Origin of the sequence: Paraburkholderia phymatum STM815, assembly GCF_000020045.1 — a bacterium.
GTDB lineage: Bacteria > Pseudomonadota > Gammaproteobacteria > Burkholderiales > Burkholderiaceae > Paraburkholderia > Paraburkholderia phymatum.
In genome coordinates this window covers 2,541,061-2,554,443 of record NC_010623.1, presented here as the reverse complement: position 1 = coordinate 2,554,443, position 13,383 = coordinate 2,541,061, and the positions used below count along the sequence as shown (strand labels likewise).

Below are 13,383 nucleotides of genomic sequence, written 5' to 3'. Positions count from 1 at the left end.
ATGGTCAGAAAGAATTACGCCCCGGACGAAAACGCCCCACGCCAACCTTATGCGGACAAGGATGCGGGCGTCGGCATGGGCCGGATCACCCTCGACGACGATGAGGATGTCGAGGACGACCTGGACGATGAAGAAGAGGACGATGCAGAAAGCGCCCGCTAGGCACTACCCTGACGCTCGCCATGATCCGGCGAAAGGGCAATGAAAGGGCGCAGCGCGCGGTACCATGCCGCGCGCTGCTTTGTTTTACAGCGACAATCACGCGTGGCGCTCGGTGCGGCCTTCCATCCCGTGCCCATCGACGGTGCGTTCGCCTTGCACCGGTTGCGGCGGCCGCGTCGGATCGAAGTCGGCCCAACGGCCTTGCTGCCAGCGTCCCGTGGCGCGCTCGATCGACGCGCCGCCCGCCTCGCGCAACACATGCGCGGCCGTATGCTGCGAGTCCGGCGTGACGTGCACGGCGAGCAGCACGCCCGAATCGCGCTCCTCATAATGCACGCGCTCTGCATGCGCGCCCTTACCGCCGCCGCGAGTGCGATACATCGCGCCGATCAGCGAGCCGATGTATGCGCCGACCCCGGCCGCGATTGCCGACACTAGGACAGGCGCCGAAAACGCGGTGAAGATGCCGACGCCGATCACGGCGCCCAGGACGGCTCCAATCGTCACGCCCATGCCTGCGCCCTTCGGCGCGTCGGTCGCGGCGGCGTCCTTGTTCTGATCGCCGCCAATCGGAAAGCGCGCGTGCTGGCCACGCGGGTTGACGAAGAACAGCGACACATCTTCTTCGACGAATCCCTCGCGGAAAAGACGCTCGGCAGCGGATTCGGCTGCGGGGAAAGTGGTGAATCGTGCGGCAACGATCAGCGACATGATGCCTCCGTGGTTCCAGCGTTCATTCGACAATGAGCGGCGCACCGTCGCACATCCTCTTGCCTGGACGCCGCCCGCCAATGATCTGAACCGAGCAAGGCGTGCACCCGCCCTTCGGTTGTCACCTGACCTGTCACATCACGTGCGGCGTTTGCGCGTGGCTTCGCCGACCTGCGCGTCGTTCTCCGCTTGCTCTTGCCCGCCTTCATCCGCGCCTTCATCCGCGCCCTCATCCGCACCTTCTGTCATTTCGTCCGCGATGCCTTCGGACGCTTCTTCGCCCGTGGCGCCGATGATGCGATCGACATCGATGTCCTCGTCCTGCTCCAGCGTCGAATCGCCATCGGCCGATGCGCGCTCGCCCGTGCCGGCACGGTCGCTGTCGCTGGCGAGTCCGGCTTCGCCTGTTTCGAGCGCGTGATTGTCGAGTTCGTCGTCGACGTCGAACTCATGACGCTTCGCGCCTGCCACATCGCTGCCGCTGTCGGACGAATCGCTCGGGCCTAGCGATGCGTTGTCATGTCCCGTCGGCTTCACCACGGGACGCTGTTCGTCGTCGGGATTGAGTGTGCTCATGCTGGCCTCCAGAGTGGGTTGTTTCGGTTACTGCCTCGCTGCAGGGCCGCAAAAAGCATTCCGCTGTCCTGTTCAGCTGAAGAGGCACAGGGGAACGCGTATTGCTCACCCGCCGATGTATGCAGCGCGCACCCCCCACCGACGACGCCATGAGCACACGAAAAACCTCACCGCGCTCGCCCGGCAAAACGGGCGAAGCCGACGACGGCAAGACGAAGCCCGCCGCGAAGGACTCACCGCTCGTCGAGCCGCACCAGCAGCCCGCACGCCTCGCCGAATGCCGACGGTGCGCGCTGTGGTCGCGCGCGACGCAAGCGGTCGGCGGCACCGGGCCGAAACACGCGCCGATCATGATGGTCGGCGAGCAGCCGGGCGACAAGGAAGATCTGCAAGGCATGCCGTTCGTCGGACCCGCGGGCGAGTTGCTCGACGATGCGTTAAAGGACGCGGGCGTGGACCGCCGAGACGTATACGTGACGAATGCCGTCAAGCATTTCAAGTGGGAGCCGCGCGGCAAGCGGCGCATGCACAAGACGCCCGCACAGCGCGAAGTCGACGCATGTCATTACTGGCTGGAGCGCGAACTGGCTTCCGTGGGACCGCGCGTGCTCGTCGCGCTCGGTGCGACTGCGCTCAAGGCGATACTCGACGATCGCGACGCGCGCTTGCAGGCGGTTGTCGGCAAGGTGCTGGAACATGGCGGCCGGCATGTCGTGCCGACTTATCACCCGTCGTTCGCGTTGCGCGCACCCGATGAAGCGACGCGCCATCGCGCGTATGCCGCCATCGTCGCGGCCCTGGTGAAAGCGGGAACGCTCGCGCAGCGCGATGCGGGGCGCGAGGACGACGCGTGACGTGGCTCACGCTTGGGAGTCGAGCGCGTCTTTCAGTTGATCGAACGAATAAGGCTTGCGCAACGCCGTCCATGCGAACGGCAGTGAAGCGTCGGATACCGTCGCGTCGAGCCCCGAGGAGAACACCACGCGCTGCGCCGCCCTCAGCGCGACGGCCGCACGTGCGAGCTCGAAGCCGGACATGCCCGGCAGCGTGAGATCGGTGAGCAGCACATCGAACGGACGCAGTTGCAAGCGCTCCAATGCCTCTTCCGCGCTGCCCGCGGCCTCGAACGTATGGCCCAGCATCGCGATCAGTTCGCACAGCGCGTCGCGTGCGTCCCGTTCGTCTTCGACGACGAGAATGCGCAGCGTACGGGACAAGCCGGTCCGTGCGCCGTCGTGCGCCGTGTCGTGCGCCGGCCGTCCCGCGCCATCGAACATGTCGCGCAACTTGCGGCCGAGCTGCGTGCGGCTATACGGCTTTTGCAGCAGATCGGCGCCGCCCCGTAGCTGCTCGTCGAGGCCCATCATGTCGCGTGTGTGCCCCGACGTGAACAGCACCTTCAACGACGGCCGCATCAACAGCGCCTGGCGCGCCATTTCGGGGCTCAGCAGCGAGCCGGGCATCACCACGTCGCTGAAAAGCAGATCGACCTTCGCGCCGCTGCGCAGTACGGTCAGCGCTTCCGCTGCATCGTTAGCGGTGAGCACGCTATAGCCGAGTTGCGTGAGCATGTCGACCACGGTCAATTGCACGCGCCGGTCGTCTTCGACGACAAGCACCGTTTCGTCGCCACGCAGGGCATGCACGGCTTCCGGTTCGGCAGGAGCGGCGGGGCGCGCGACGGGCGTCTGCGTCGAGCGCGGCAAATAGATCGTCACCGTGGTGCCGACGCCCGGCGTGCTGGCCAGCTCGATATGGCCGCCGCTTTGCAGCACGAAGCCATACGCCATGCTCAGGCCCAGCCCCGTGCCCTGTCCCTCCGGCTTGGTCGTGTAGAACGGATCGAAGGCTCGCCCAGCGACATCGGGGCTCATGCCCGTGCCTGTATCGGTGACCGTCATCTTCACGTATTCGCCGGGTTCGATCTGCGCGGTCAAGGCGGCCTTCGCGTCGAGCACGGCATTCGACAATCCGAACGTCAGCATGCCGCCTTCCGGCATTGCATCGCGCGAATTGATCGCAAGATTGAGCAGCACGTTTTCCAGTTGGTGCGTATCGACCATCACGTTCCACAACTCGCCGCCGCCCAGTGACTCGTGAATCCGCACGCGCACCCGCTCGCCGAGCGCGCGGCGCAACAGGTCTTCCATGTTGTGCAGCACGTGGCCGAGGTGGCTCGCCGCGGGCTGCAACGCCTGCTGGCGCCCGAACGCGAGCAGGTGCGACGCGAGCTTCGAGCCGCGCTCGACGGCCTCGATCGCGCGGCCGATGCGCGACCGGCTCCACGCATCGTCGTGCCGCGCGCCGAGCAGTTCAAGGTTGCCGCGCAGCACTTGCAGCACGTTGTTGAAGTCGTGTGCGACGCCGCCCGTCAGCTTGCCGAGCGCTTCCATTTTCTGTGACTGAAAGAGCGCATTGCGGGTCTGGTCGAGCAGTTCGGCGGCCTGACGGCGCTCGGTGATGTCGCGCGTGATCTTGGCGAAGCCGATCAGAGTGCCGCCTTCGTCGCGAATTGCGTCGATCACGACGTGCGCCCAGAAGCGGCTGCCATCGCGCCGCACGCGCCAACCTTCGGCTTCCCAGCGGCCTTCGCGCGCGGCTGTCTCGAGCCCGCGCTGCGGCACGCCCGCGGCAGCATCTTCGGGCGTGTAGAAACACGAAAAATGTGAGCCGATGATCTGCTCGTCGGTATAACCCTTGATCCGCCGCGCGCCGGGATTCCAGTTGGTGACGCAACCTTCGGGCGACAGCATGAAGATGGCGTAGTCGCTCACGCCCTGCACCAGCAGACGGAAGCGCCGGTCGCTTTCGAGCGCGGCGTCGGTAGCGTTCTTCTTGTCGCTGATGTCGCGCACGACGCACCCATAGCCGAGCAGTTTGCCGTCGGCAGCATGAAGCGCCGTGATGGTCAGGTTAGCCCAGAACAGCGCGCCGTCCTTGCGCGCGCGCCAGCCCTCTGTTTCATACCGTCCGTCTTCGCGCGCACGCTCGAGCTCGATATCCGGCACGCCGGCGCGCACATCTTCCGCGGTGTACAGCATGCGCACGTGCTGGCCGAGAATCTCATCGGGTGCGTAACCCTGGATTTTGTGTCCGCCCAGATTCCAACTGATGATCGTGCCTTCGGGCGCGAGTGCGTAGATCGAGTAGTCGGTAGTGGATTCGGCCCACAGCTGCAGCCATTGGCTGCTGAAATCGACGGCGTGCGCGTCCATGCCGCCTGTCGCGGCGTTCTGTGTCGCGTGGAGATGCGGCGGCGGTGCGTCACGCCCTACCTCACTGCCGATGTCTTTGTCGAAGTCGCTCATTGCCCTGGAGATGGCTTCCTGCACGCTTATTGTATAAGCATGAAGATGTTGCCGGAACGTCCGGCGAACCGCGACGCCCGCGCTTTGGCGAGCTTCATAGCGGGAATTTTGTCGTCGAGAGGATCTCCTTCAACACCATGAAACTGCGGATTTGCCGCACCCCGGGCAGGTATAGCAATTGCTCCGCGTGCAGCCGGTTGAAGCTCTCGCTGTCGCGCGTGCGCACGAGCATGAAGTAATCGAACTCGCCCGTGACGACGTGACATTCCATGCAACCCGATACTTTTTGCGCAGCTTTTTCGAAGGCGGCAAAGGTTTCGGGTGTCGAGCGGTCCAGCACCACGCCGATCACCACCAGCATCCCCGCGCCGACCGCTTTCGGATCGAGCAATGCCACCGTAGCGCGAATCATGCCCGCTTCCCGAAGTCTTTCGACGCGCCGCAGACACGCTGGCGCACTGAGCTTCACCTTCGCTGCCAGCGCAACATTCGAGATCGACGCATCCTGCTGAAGCTGCTTGAGGATCGCGCGATCGATCCGGTCGAGTTGCAAGACCGAGGCCGCTCCGCCTGCGGGCTCTGTGCGTAATTTTGTTGCGCCCATAAACGATTCCAAGAAATTATCGAAAGTCGACGTGCATGAGTTGGTCGTTAAAGTAACGAGACACCATTTATTTCGCAAGCTCATTTCGCAGCGTCTTTTCTATCATGTTTCGCAGCGCGGCATCGTTCGCACCCGTCCGACGCCTCTACGCGCCCTTCCCAGACCCACGGAACCCGACCATGAACCTGCGACGCTTTCCCCGTTACCCCCTCACTTTCGGCCCGACGCCGATCCAGCCGCTCAAGCGGCTTTCCGACCATCTCGGCGGCAAGGTTCAGCTTTACGCGAAGCGCGAGGACTGCAACAGCGGTCTCGCGTTCGGCGGCAACAAGACCCGCAAGCTCGAGTACCTGATTCCCGAAGCGCTGGCGCAAGGCTGCGACACACTTGTGTCGATCGGCGGCATCCAGTCGAACCAGACGCGTCAGGTGGCGGCCGTCGCCGCGCATCTCGGCATGAAGTGCGTGCTCGTGCAGGAGAACTGGGTCAACTATCACGACGCCGTATATGACCGCGTCGGCAACATCCAGATGTCGCGCATCATGGGCGCCGACGTGCGGCTCGTGCCCGACGGCTTCGATATCGGCTTTCGCAAGAGCTGGGAAGACGCGCTGGAAAGCGTGCGCGCGGCAGGCGGCAAGCCTTACCCGATCCCCGCCGGCTGCTCCGATCATCCGCTCGGCGGACTGGGCTTCGTCGGCTTCGCGGAAGAAGTGCGCGAGCAGGAAGCCGAACTGGGTTTCAGGTTCGACTACGTCGTCGTCTGCTCAGTGACGGGCAGCACGCAGGCGGGGATGATCGTCGGCTTCGCGGCGGATGGACGCGCGGACCGCGTAATCGGCATCGACGCGTCGGCGAAACCCGAGCAGACGCGCGAACAGATCACCCGCATCGCGAAGCGCACGGCGGAACAGATCGATCTGGGGCGCGATATCACCGCGCAGGACGTCGTGCTCGATACGCGCTACGGCGGCCCCGAATACGGCCTGCCCAACGAAGGAACGCTGGAGGCGATCCGCCTGTGCGCGCGGCTCGAAGGCGTGATGACCGATCCTGTTTATGAAGGCAAGTCGATGCACGGCATGATCGACAAGGTGCGGCGCGGCGAATTTCCGGAAGGCTCGAAAGTGCTGTATGCGCATCTCGGCGGCGTGCCCGCGCTGAACGCCTATAGCTTCCTGTTTCGCGAAGGCTGAACGCGCGAAGCGCAGCGTTCAAAAACACGTGGCGATGCCGTCCCGCATCGCCATTCGCCTCCTCTCGGCGCGGCCGCACCATGCGCGGGCCGCGCTTTCCGCGGTTTTGCAGTGTTATTTCACCAGATCGCCCGGCACCCATCCCTGCGCAACGCCGATCTGCGCGACCTGCTTCGCCACCGAATCCGCCACCTTCTTCGCGTCGCTCGTCACGGTGTCGCCCTTGTGTTCCGCGCCGACATGCAGCGCACCGCCTGCCGCCGCCGACGTCGCCACGTGACCCACCGCGGCCCCGACGCCCGCCGTTTCCGCGACGCCCGGCATATGGCCGCTGTTCGCATCGGCGTCGAACGTCTGCACCAGTTGCGGCATGCCGCCCGCCGGCTTGTACAGCACCTGTACGTGCGCAGTCACTTCGCTCTTGCCCGCGCCGAGCCCGATCAGCGTGCGACGGCGTTGGTTGCCCGCGTCGATCGCCCCGACCGCGCCCTCGACGATCAGCACGTCCTGGTCGGCGGGCGGCGGCGCATCGGTGCGAATCGCGTGCACGCCCATCGATTGCAGTTTCGCCACCACCTGATCCGTCAGCGCGTTGCTCGCTTCGGCGGCTTGCTGGGTCTGCTGCGCGGCCTCCGACGAGCCAGAGAAGCTCGCGCTCAGCTTGTGAATCAGGCCGCTGTTGTCGAGCTTCACCGACGCCGGGTTGCTCGCGAAGGTGTACACATAGACGTTTTGCGGATTCGCCCGCGTGAGCGTCGAATACTGGGCGGTATTCGTGACGCTGGCTGCCGCACAGCCGCTTAGCAGCATCGCGCTGAATGCCAGTGCGGCGGACGCGCTGCGGAGGGTTGTGAGACGAACGGAGTTGAGCGCTGCAAACATGATGTCAAGTCCTGTCATCAGTCAGTTGGATTAGCGGATCGTCCGATGATTGGCTTCACTCGAGGCGGCATCGGCGCGTCACAGTCGCGTGAATCGCCGGTTCGTTTTGTGTTGTTGCAGCTCAGCACGCGGAACGCAGTATGGTCGAGCGGGCGCGCAGTGGCTATGGACGAATTATGTCGACTCATGTCATGTGTGCGTGAGCGCTCGCAGCTTCGGCGACTGGCGCAGCGCGGACGCGCTGTTCACGCTCGCTTTCGACGTCTTCGGCCAGCACGAAGTCGGCACGGCGACGGGTTTCTCGGGCATGTTCGGCTGGCTGGGCGGGATGATCTTCTCGTTGATCGTCGGCGCGTTGGCGGCTACTCTCGGCTATAAGCCGCTGTTCGTCCGCCTGATGCTGTTCGACGTGGTCGGCGTGACCGTGGCCTCGAAGCCGATCACGCATGTCGAACCGTCGGCCCGCGCGAGCGCGCACGTGGAGTCCGCCGAACGGCAGACTTCGGGCCGCTGATATCCAGCATCTCCGCTTGATTCACAACAAGGTTCGACCATGACAAAAAAGATTGCTTTGAGCGGTGCGGGCGGCCAGCTTGGCCGCTTCCTGCGCGCCGCGTTGAACGAGCGCGGCGTGAACCTGCGTTCCGCCGCGGGCGCGCGCGCACTGGAGCCGATGTTCGACGGCGAAGACGTGATGCACGGCGACCTGCGCGAACCCGCTGTCGTCGACCGGCTGATGCAGGGTGTCGACGTGCTGATCCATATGGCGGGCACGAGCGTCGAGCGGCCGCTGCCCGAAATCGTCGAGAACAATCTGCGCGGCCTCGTCGAAGTGTATGAAGGCGCGCGGCGGCATGGTGTGCGCCGCATCATCTTCGCGAGCTCGAATCACGCGATCGGCATGTACCCCGTCGAAGACAAGCTCGCGCTGGATTGCGCTTTCCGGCCCGATGGTTTCTACGGTCTCAGCAAGGCATGGGGTGAGTCGCTCGCGCGCATGTACTGGGACAAGCATGGCATCGAGAGCGTATGCATCCGCATCGGCAGCTGCATCGAAAAGCCGACCGAGTTCCGTCATCTGAGCACGTGGCTCGGCCATGACGATTTCCTGCATCTGATCGACCGTTGCATCAATGTGCCCGGGCTGGGTTTTCAGGTGGTCTGGGGCGTGTCGAACAACACGCGCAGCTATTGGGACAATACGGCGGCGGCACCGCTCGGTTATCAGCCGAAACAGAACGCGGAAGACTACGCGCACGAAATCCTCGGCCAACCCAATCCGCTCGATCCCGTCGCCCAGCATTTTCAGGGCGGCGGCTTCGTGACGATCGACTACACGCCGCCCGAAAAACGCAACGTGACGCGCTGAATAGCGCGCGGCCCTGCACACGGCGTGTTGCGACGGCTTGCAGGTTCCGTCGCGCTGCGAGGCAGTCCGCCGTGCAGCGCGCGAGTGCTCGTTGCTCTGTTTGTTCTGCTTGCTCTGTTCCCGGCATCGAATTCAGTGGATTTCCGGCTCGCCTGCCGACGCTCCGCGCGCCGCGCTTTGATTCAGCCGATCAGGCAACACATTCCCCGCATACTCGCGTTCGAACGCGAGCAGATCACGCGCGGCCTGTGCGACGGCAGCATGGTGCTCGACGGGCGTTGCGCTCAGCAGCGGCAGGATTGGCCCCATGTCGGCGATGCCCGACAACGTCACGGCATCGTGCAATACGCGGATCAGCGAGATGTTGTCGCGCAGCGTTTCGAGCGGCAGGAAGGCATCGTACAGGCGCCGGGCTTCGGCGTGGCGCCCTGCCTTCGCAGCCGCGAGCAGGCCCGTCACCGCATGCGGCGCGATGCAGCCGCTGCCCGTCGTCCACGCGGCGACGCCGAAGTCGCGCATGTGTGTCAGCGCGGGACGCTCGCCCATGCCGGAGATCACGCGCGACGGACTCACGCGTTCAAGCAGACGCCGCAGATAGGGATCGTGCGACGGATCCGCACGCACGATCGCGTACTTGACCGCGAGCAGCGTGCCCCTGTCGACGAGACGCGCGAGCGTGTCGACATCCACGTAATCTTCGCTTTTGATGTAAAGCGTGAGCGGCATGCCAGCGGCATCGACGATGCGCGTGAGTCCCGCTTCGACGCCCGCCGGCGTCGTGAAGCCGGACAGCGGCAATACCATCGCCGTGCGGTACGTCGTCTGCGCGAGGATGCGCGCCTGATCGAGCATTTTGCCGAAGTCCGGACCGATGGCGGGGATCACGCGCGTGGTGGGCGCCGCGCAGTCGGCCAACATGTCGAGCAGCTCGCGGTATTCGCTCACGGCCACGTGATAGACATTCGCGTTGCCGCCATACAGCAACGTGCGCACGCCGCCCGCTTCGATATGACGGATCAGTGCCCGGTTGGCGTCGATGTCGAGCGACAGATCGGCATGGCGCGCGAGCGGCGGCACTGCCATCACGGTAGACGCAAACTCGCGCTCGTCGATCAGGGACTGGTTCATTGGGGTTCCGGTTCGAATGGTGGCGGACGAGCCACAAAGTAGCACCGGCTCAGCAATGTTGTCAAACAACTACGCAGTCAGTAGGTATTTTCCATGAAATCGTCTGACAACACTCGATGCATGCCGAAGCGGTCCGCATCGACGCCAACGAATCGGGCGACACACGGTTAAATTGGGAGGATTGCAACGAGCGATGTCCACAGGAGACCGATGATGATCAAGTACGCATTGTTTGCGCGTTTCGAAGCCAAACCCGGCAAGGAAGCCGAGGTCGAAGCATTCCTGCTGAAGGGACTGGAGATGGCGAATCAGGAAAGCACCACGCCGATCTGGTTCGCGCTGAAGATCGCCGAGCACACCTACGGCGTGTTCGACGCGTTCCCCGACGAGGCAGACCGTCAGGCGCATCTCGACGGCCCGATCGCGAAGGCGCTGATGGGCGTTGCGAACGACCTGTTCACCGGGCCGCCGCAGATCGGCCGCATCGACGTGCTGGGCATGAAGAACGTGCTCGGCTAAGTCTCGGCTAAGTCTCGGCTAAGTCTCGGCTAAGTCTCGGCTGAGCGTGCAGACGCATCCGGCGCAGCCACCCAAACCGTCACAACGTTCGAGGAGACCCCACCCCATGACCATCCGCATCGTGCGGCTCGGATCGGACCGCGCCGCCGACGAAGGCGTGCGCATCGGCACCGTGCGGCGCCCGCCGCGCGGCGTGCCGAAGTCCGAGTTCAGCCGCCGGAATTACTACGATGTGTGGCTGCCGACACTCTCGCCGGCTCCTGAACTCGTCAGCGAGGCGCTGGCCGCGCAGACGGATGTCGAATGGAAGGCCTTCGTGCGCAAGTTTCGCGCGCAGATGAATCACGGCGACGCGTCGAAGGTGCTCGACACGCTCGCTGCGCTGTCCGCCACGAGCAATTTTTCGGTCGGCTGCTACTGCGAGGACGAGAACCGCTGCCATCGCAGCGTGCTGCGTGAATTGCTCGCCGACCGGGGCGCGAAACTGGCGTAGCGCTCGCGTTCTCCGCGCGGCGCCCGCCGCTCACGCGATCGCGCCGCCTCCGTCGACGAGCACCGTCGAGCCCGTCGCGTACGGTGTCGTTGCCAGATAGACGATCGCGTTCGCGACGTCTTGGGGCTGACCGACACGCCGCGCGGGCAGACGGTTCGCCGCGCCTTCGAACATTCTGTCGCGCGCCTCGTCGGGCATCGACGACCACAGCGGCGTCGCGATCAGTCCCGGCGACACCGTATTCACGCGCACGGGCGACAGTTCCAGCGCAAGACCACGTGCGAGCGCTTCGAGCGCCGCGTTGATCGCGCCTTGCAGCACGGACGTCTTGCTCGGACGCACGGCGAGAAAGCCCGACACGAAGGTCAACGATCCGCCCTCGGCGACCTTCGCTGCGCGCGCCACCCGGTAAGCGCCCCAGAACTTGCTGTCCATCGCGCGCGAGGCGTCCTCGAGCGGCAGTTGGCGCACGGGCCCGGAAGGCGTCTGCGCAGCCGACACCACGACGTGATCGAACGCATGGTGCGCCGCGAAGAATGCGTCGACGGACGCGGTGTCGGTGATGTCGAGTTCCGCCGTCAGCACGCCGTGACCGATTTCCTGTGCGGCCGCCGACAGTCTCTGTGCATGGCGCGACGCGATCGTCACCTGCGCGCCGAGCGACGCGAACGCCTTCGCGGCCGCCGCGCCGATGCCCGAACTGCCGCCCACAATCAGCACGCGTTTCGATTGAAGCGAATTCATGGTGTGTCTCCTTGCCGGATAAAGAAGGGAATCGTTCGCGCGTTACTTCGCGACGACGCCAAGCTGCTGCAGGAACGTCAGGTTGTCCTCGAGATGCCAGTTCTCCGCGATCCGGCCATCGGCGACCCGGTAGATGTCAGTCGCGATGAAATCGATGTTCTGCCCGCGGCCCTGCACATCCTTGAACTGCCCCGTGAAGTGACCATGAAAGCGCAGATGCACGACGACGCGATCGCCCGCCACGACCATCTGCTCGATCTCCGCCTGCAGGTCGGGCACGGCAGCACGCACGAACCGGGACGCGGCGAGCGGCCCTTCGATGCCCTGCGCGCGTCCCGCCGGCAGCGTCCGGTCGGTGAAGTCGGGTGCGAGCGCGGCGCGGGCAAGCGCTTCGTCGCCCGTGCTCCAGAACGTGTCGTACCGGCGCGCCGCGAGAATCTGCGCGTCGCGTTGCGCCTTCGGCAAGCTCGGATCGACGCTCAAATGCTGCGGCTGAACGAGGGCAGACGCCGGCGTAGCGGCAAATGCAGGCGTCAACGCCAGCGCCACAACCCCGAGAGCAGCAGACACAGCGCGACGCAGCGAGGAAGCAGGACGAAACGACATTGATGGGCTCCTTGAAGAAAAACAAAGCATTGGTTGAGTCGTATGCTAGCCTTCGCGATACGGAAGAAATACTGGTTGACGACTGATGAATCCTTTCTTTTTTGAGAAGAATGACTGACACCCGGATCGATAGCCTCCCGGCCCTGCTTGCCTTTTCCCGCGTCGTGTCGGCGGGCAGCCTGTCGGCGGCTGCGCGCGAAATGGATCTGCCGCTGTCCGTGGTCAGCAAGCGGCTCGCGCACCTGGAGAAGAGCGTTGGCGTGCGGCTGATCCAGCGCACCACGCGCCGCCAGACGCTCACCGAGGAAGGCGCGCTGTTCCATGCGCGCGTGGTTCGCATCCTCGATGAAATCGAGCAGGCGGAAGAACTGCTGTCGCAGCGCCGCCAGGAAGTCAGCGGCCTGTTGCGCGTGACGGCGCCCGGCCAGCTCGGCCGCCAGAAGATCGCGCCGCTGATCGCCGATTTCCAGCGTCTGCATCCCCAGCTCACCGTGCAACTGGATTTGACGGATGCCGTCGTCGATCTCGTCGAAGGCGGGCTCGATCTCGCGATCCGCTTCGGCAGCCTCGCGGATTCGTCGCTGATTGCGCGCGCGCTGGCGCCGAATTTCCGCGTGCTGTGCGCGTCGCCTGCGTATCTGAAACAGCACGGCACGCCGAAGCATCCGCACGATCTGACGACGCACCGCTGCATCCTGATCGGCGACCAGCGACGCGGCGAATGGCGCTTCGAGGGCGACGAGAGCGTCGCCGTGCGCGTCGATGCCGCGATCGTCACGAACGACGGCGAAGCCGCGCATCTGTTCGCGCTCGCCGACGCGGGCATCGCGGTGAAGTCGATCTGGGACGTCGGCGACGACATCCTCGCCGGCAAACTGCGCCGCGTGCTGCCCCAGCACTCGATGTCCGCCGCGCCGCTGCATGCCATTTACCCGCACAGCCAGCATCTCGCGCCGCGCGTGCGTGTGTTCGTCGACTACCTGCGCGAGCGGCTCCTGCAGGCGTGGCGCTGGGACAGGCTGTGAAGCGCGCGGTCCGCGTCCGGTGCGTGCGGCCGCATGGCTGACGCAGGTGGCGCGGTCGGA

The 13,383-nt window shown here is 64.9% G+C and carries 15 protein-coding genes and 1 pseudogene; 8 read left to right on the top strand and 8 right to left on the bottom strand.

Annotation, left to right across the window (positions count from 1 at the left end):
• Entirely contained in the window at positions 1 to 162 is a 162-nt protein-coding gene (locus BPHY_RS27070; protein WP_157686746.1) for a hypothetical protein, read from the top strand.
• 96 nt (positions 163 to 258) lie between these two features.
• Here the strand turns inward: BPHY_RS27070 and BPHY_RS27065 are convergent, their stop codons facing one another.
• A complete protein-coding gene (locus BPHY_RS27065; protein ID WP_012404651.1) occupies positions 259 to 873 on the bottom strand; it encodes a membrane protein in 615 nt (204 codons plus the stop codon).
• Positions 874 to 1,170: 297 nt separating this feature from the next.
• Positions 1,171 to 1,449: pseudogene (locus BPHY_RS44275) on the bottom strand (chemotaxis protein); the annotation flags it as partial.
• Positions 1,450 to 1,598: 149 nt separating this feature from the next.
• On the opposite strand from BPHY_RS44275, the gene BPHY_RS27055 reads away from it, so the two are divergent.
• Positions 1,599 to 2,303, top strand: a complete 705-nt coding sequence (locus BPHY_RS27055; protein ID WP_041765448.1) for a UdgX family uracil-DNA binding protein — start codon at positions 1,599 to 1,601, stop codon at positions 2,301 to 2,303.
• Positions 2,304 to 2,309: 6 nt separating this feature from the next.
• Here the strand turns inward: BPHY_RS27055 and BPHY_RS27050 are convergent, their stop codons facing one another.
• Positions 2,310 to 4,757, bottom strand: coding sequence for a hybrid sensor histidine kinase/response regulator (locus tag BPHY_RS27050; RefSeq protein ID WP_012404648.1), 2,448 nt, complete (start codon positions 4,755 to 4,757; stop codon positions 2,310 to 2,312).
• A 94-nt stretch (positions 4,758 to 4,851) separates the two neighbouring features.
• Positions 4,852 to 5,361: an Lrp/AsnC family transcriptional regulator gene (locus BPHY_RS27045; RefSeq protein WP_012404647.1), complete on the bottom strand. Its 510-nt coding sequence runs from the start codon at positions 5,359 to 5,361 to the stop codon at positions 4,852 to 4,854.
• 179 nt (positions 5,362 to 5,540) lie between these two features.
• On the opposite strand from BPHY_RS27045, the gene BPHY_RS27040 reads away from it, so the two are divergent.
• Complete coding sequence (locus tag BPHY_RS27040) at positions 5,541 to 6,557, top strand: 1-aminocyclopropane-1-carboxylate deaminase (protein WP_012404646.1); 1,017 nt, start codon at positions 5,541 to 5,543, stop codon at positions 6,555 to 6,557.
• A 114-nt stretch (positions 6,558 to 6,671) separates the two neighbouring features.
• On the opposite strand, the gene BPHY_RS27035 is transcribed toward BPHY_RS27040, so the two are convergent.
• Positions 6,672 to 7,439, bottom strand: coding sequence for a DUF4410 domain-containing protein (locus BPHY_RS27035; RefSeq protein ID WP_012404645.1), 768 nt, complete (start codon positions 7,437 to 7,439; stop codon positions 6,672 to 6,674).
• Positions 7,440 to 7,638: 199 nt separating this feature from the next.
• On the opposite strand from BPHY_RS27035, the gene BPHY_RS27030 reads away from it, so the two are divergent.
• Both BPHY_RS27030 and BPHY_RS27025 read left to right on the top strand, forming a co-directional pair.
• Entirely contained in the window at positions 7,639 to 7,953 is a 315-nt protein-coding gene (locus BPHY_RS27030) for a hypothetical protein (protein WP_407671234.1), read from the top strand.
• A gap of 39 nt (positions 7,954 to 7,992) precedes the next feature.
• The gene (locus BPHY_RS27025) at positions 7,993 to 8,808 is read left to right on the top strand and encodes an NAD-dependent epimerase/dehydratase family protein (RefSeq protein ID WP_012404644.1); all 816 of its coding nucleotides are present in this window, start codon (positions 7,993 to 7,995) and stop codon (positions 8,806 to 8,808) included.
• A 132-nt stretch (positions 8,809 to 8,940) separates the two neighbouring features.
• Here BPHY_RS27025 and BPHY_RS27020 read toward each other — a convergent pair whose 3' ends face one another.
• Positions 8,941 to 9,936 carry a dihydrodipicolinate synthase family protein gene (locus tag BPHY_RS27020; RefSeq protein ID WP_012404643.1) on the bottom strand — a complete coding sequence of 332 codons (996 nt, stop codon included), beginning with the start codon at positions 9,934 to 9,936 and terminating at the stop codon, positions 8,941 to 8,943.
• Positions 9,937 to 10,149: 213 nt separating this feature from the next.
• Here BPHY_RS27020 and BPHY_RS27015 point away from each other — a divergent pair, with 213 nt between their 5' ends.
• Positions 10,150 to 10,455, top strand: coding sequence for a putative quinol monooxygenase (locus tag BPHY_RS27015; RefSeq protein ID WP_041765446.1), 306 nt, complete (start codon positions 10,150 to 10,152; stop codon positions 10,453 to 10,455).
• A gap of 106 nt (positions 10,456 to 10,561) precedes the next feature.
• Entirely contained in the window at positions 10,562 to 10,948 is a 387-nt protein-coding gene (locus BPHY_RS27010) for a DUF488 domain-containing protein (RefSeq protein WP_012404641.1), read from the top strand.
• Between the two features lie 30 nt (positions 10,949 to 10,978).
• On the opposite strand, the gene BPHY_RS27005 is transcribed toward BPHY_RS27010, so the two are convergent.
• Together BPHY_RS27005 and BPHY_RS27000 are read right to left on the bottom strand one after the other, a co-directional pair.
• Entirely contained in the window at positions 10,979 to 11,692 is a 714-nt protein-coding gene (locus BPHY_RS27005) for an SDR family oxidoreductase (protein WP_012404640.1), read from the bottom strand.
• A gap of 42 nt (positions 11,693 to 11,734) precedes the next feature.
• Positions 11,735 to 12,298 carry an ester cyclase gene (locus tag BPHY_RS27000; protein WP_012404639.1) on the bottom strand — a complete coding sequence of 188 codons (564 nt, stop codon included), beginning with the start codon at positions 12,296 to 12,298 and terminating at the stop codon, positions 11,735 to 11,737.
• A gap of 110 nt (positions 12,299 to 12,408) precedes the next feature.
• Between BPHY_RS27000 and BPHY_RS26995 the strand changes: the two genes are divergently transcribed.
• Complete coding sequence (locus tag BPHY_RS26995) at positions 12,409 to 13,323, top strand: LysR family transcriptional regulator (RefSeq protein ID WP_012404638.1); 915 nt, start codon at positions 12,409 to 12,411, stop codon at positions 13,321 to 13,323.
• Positions 13,324 to 13,383 lie beyond the last annotated feature (60 nt).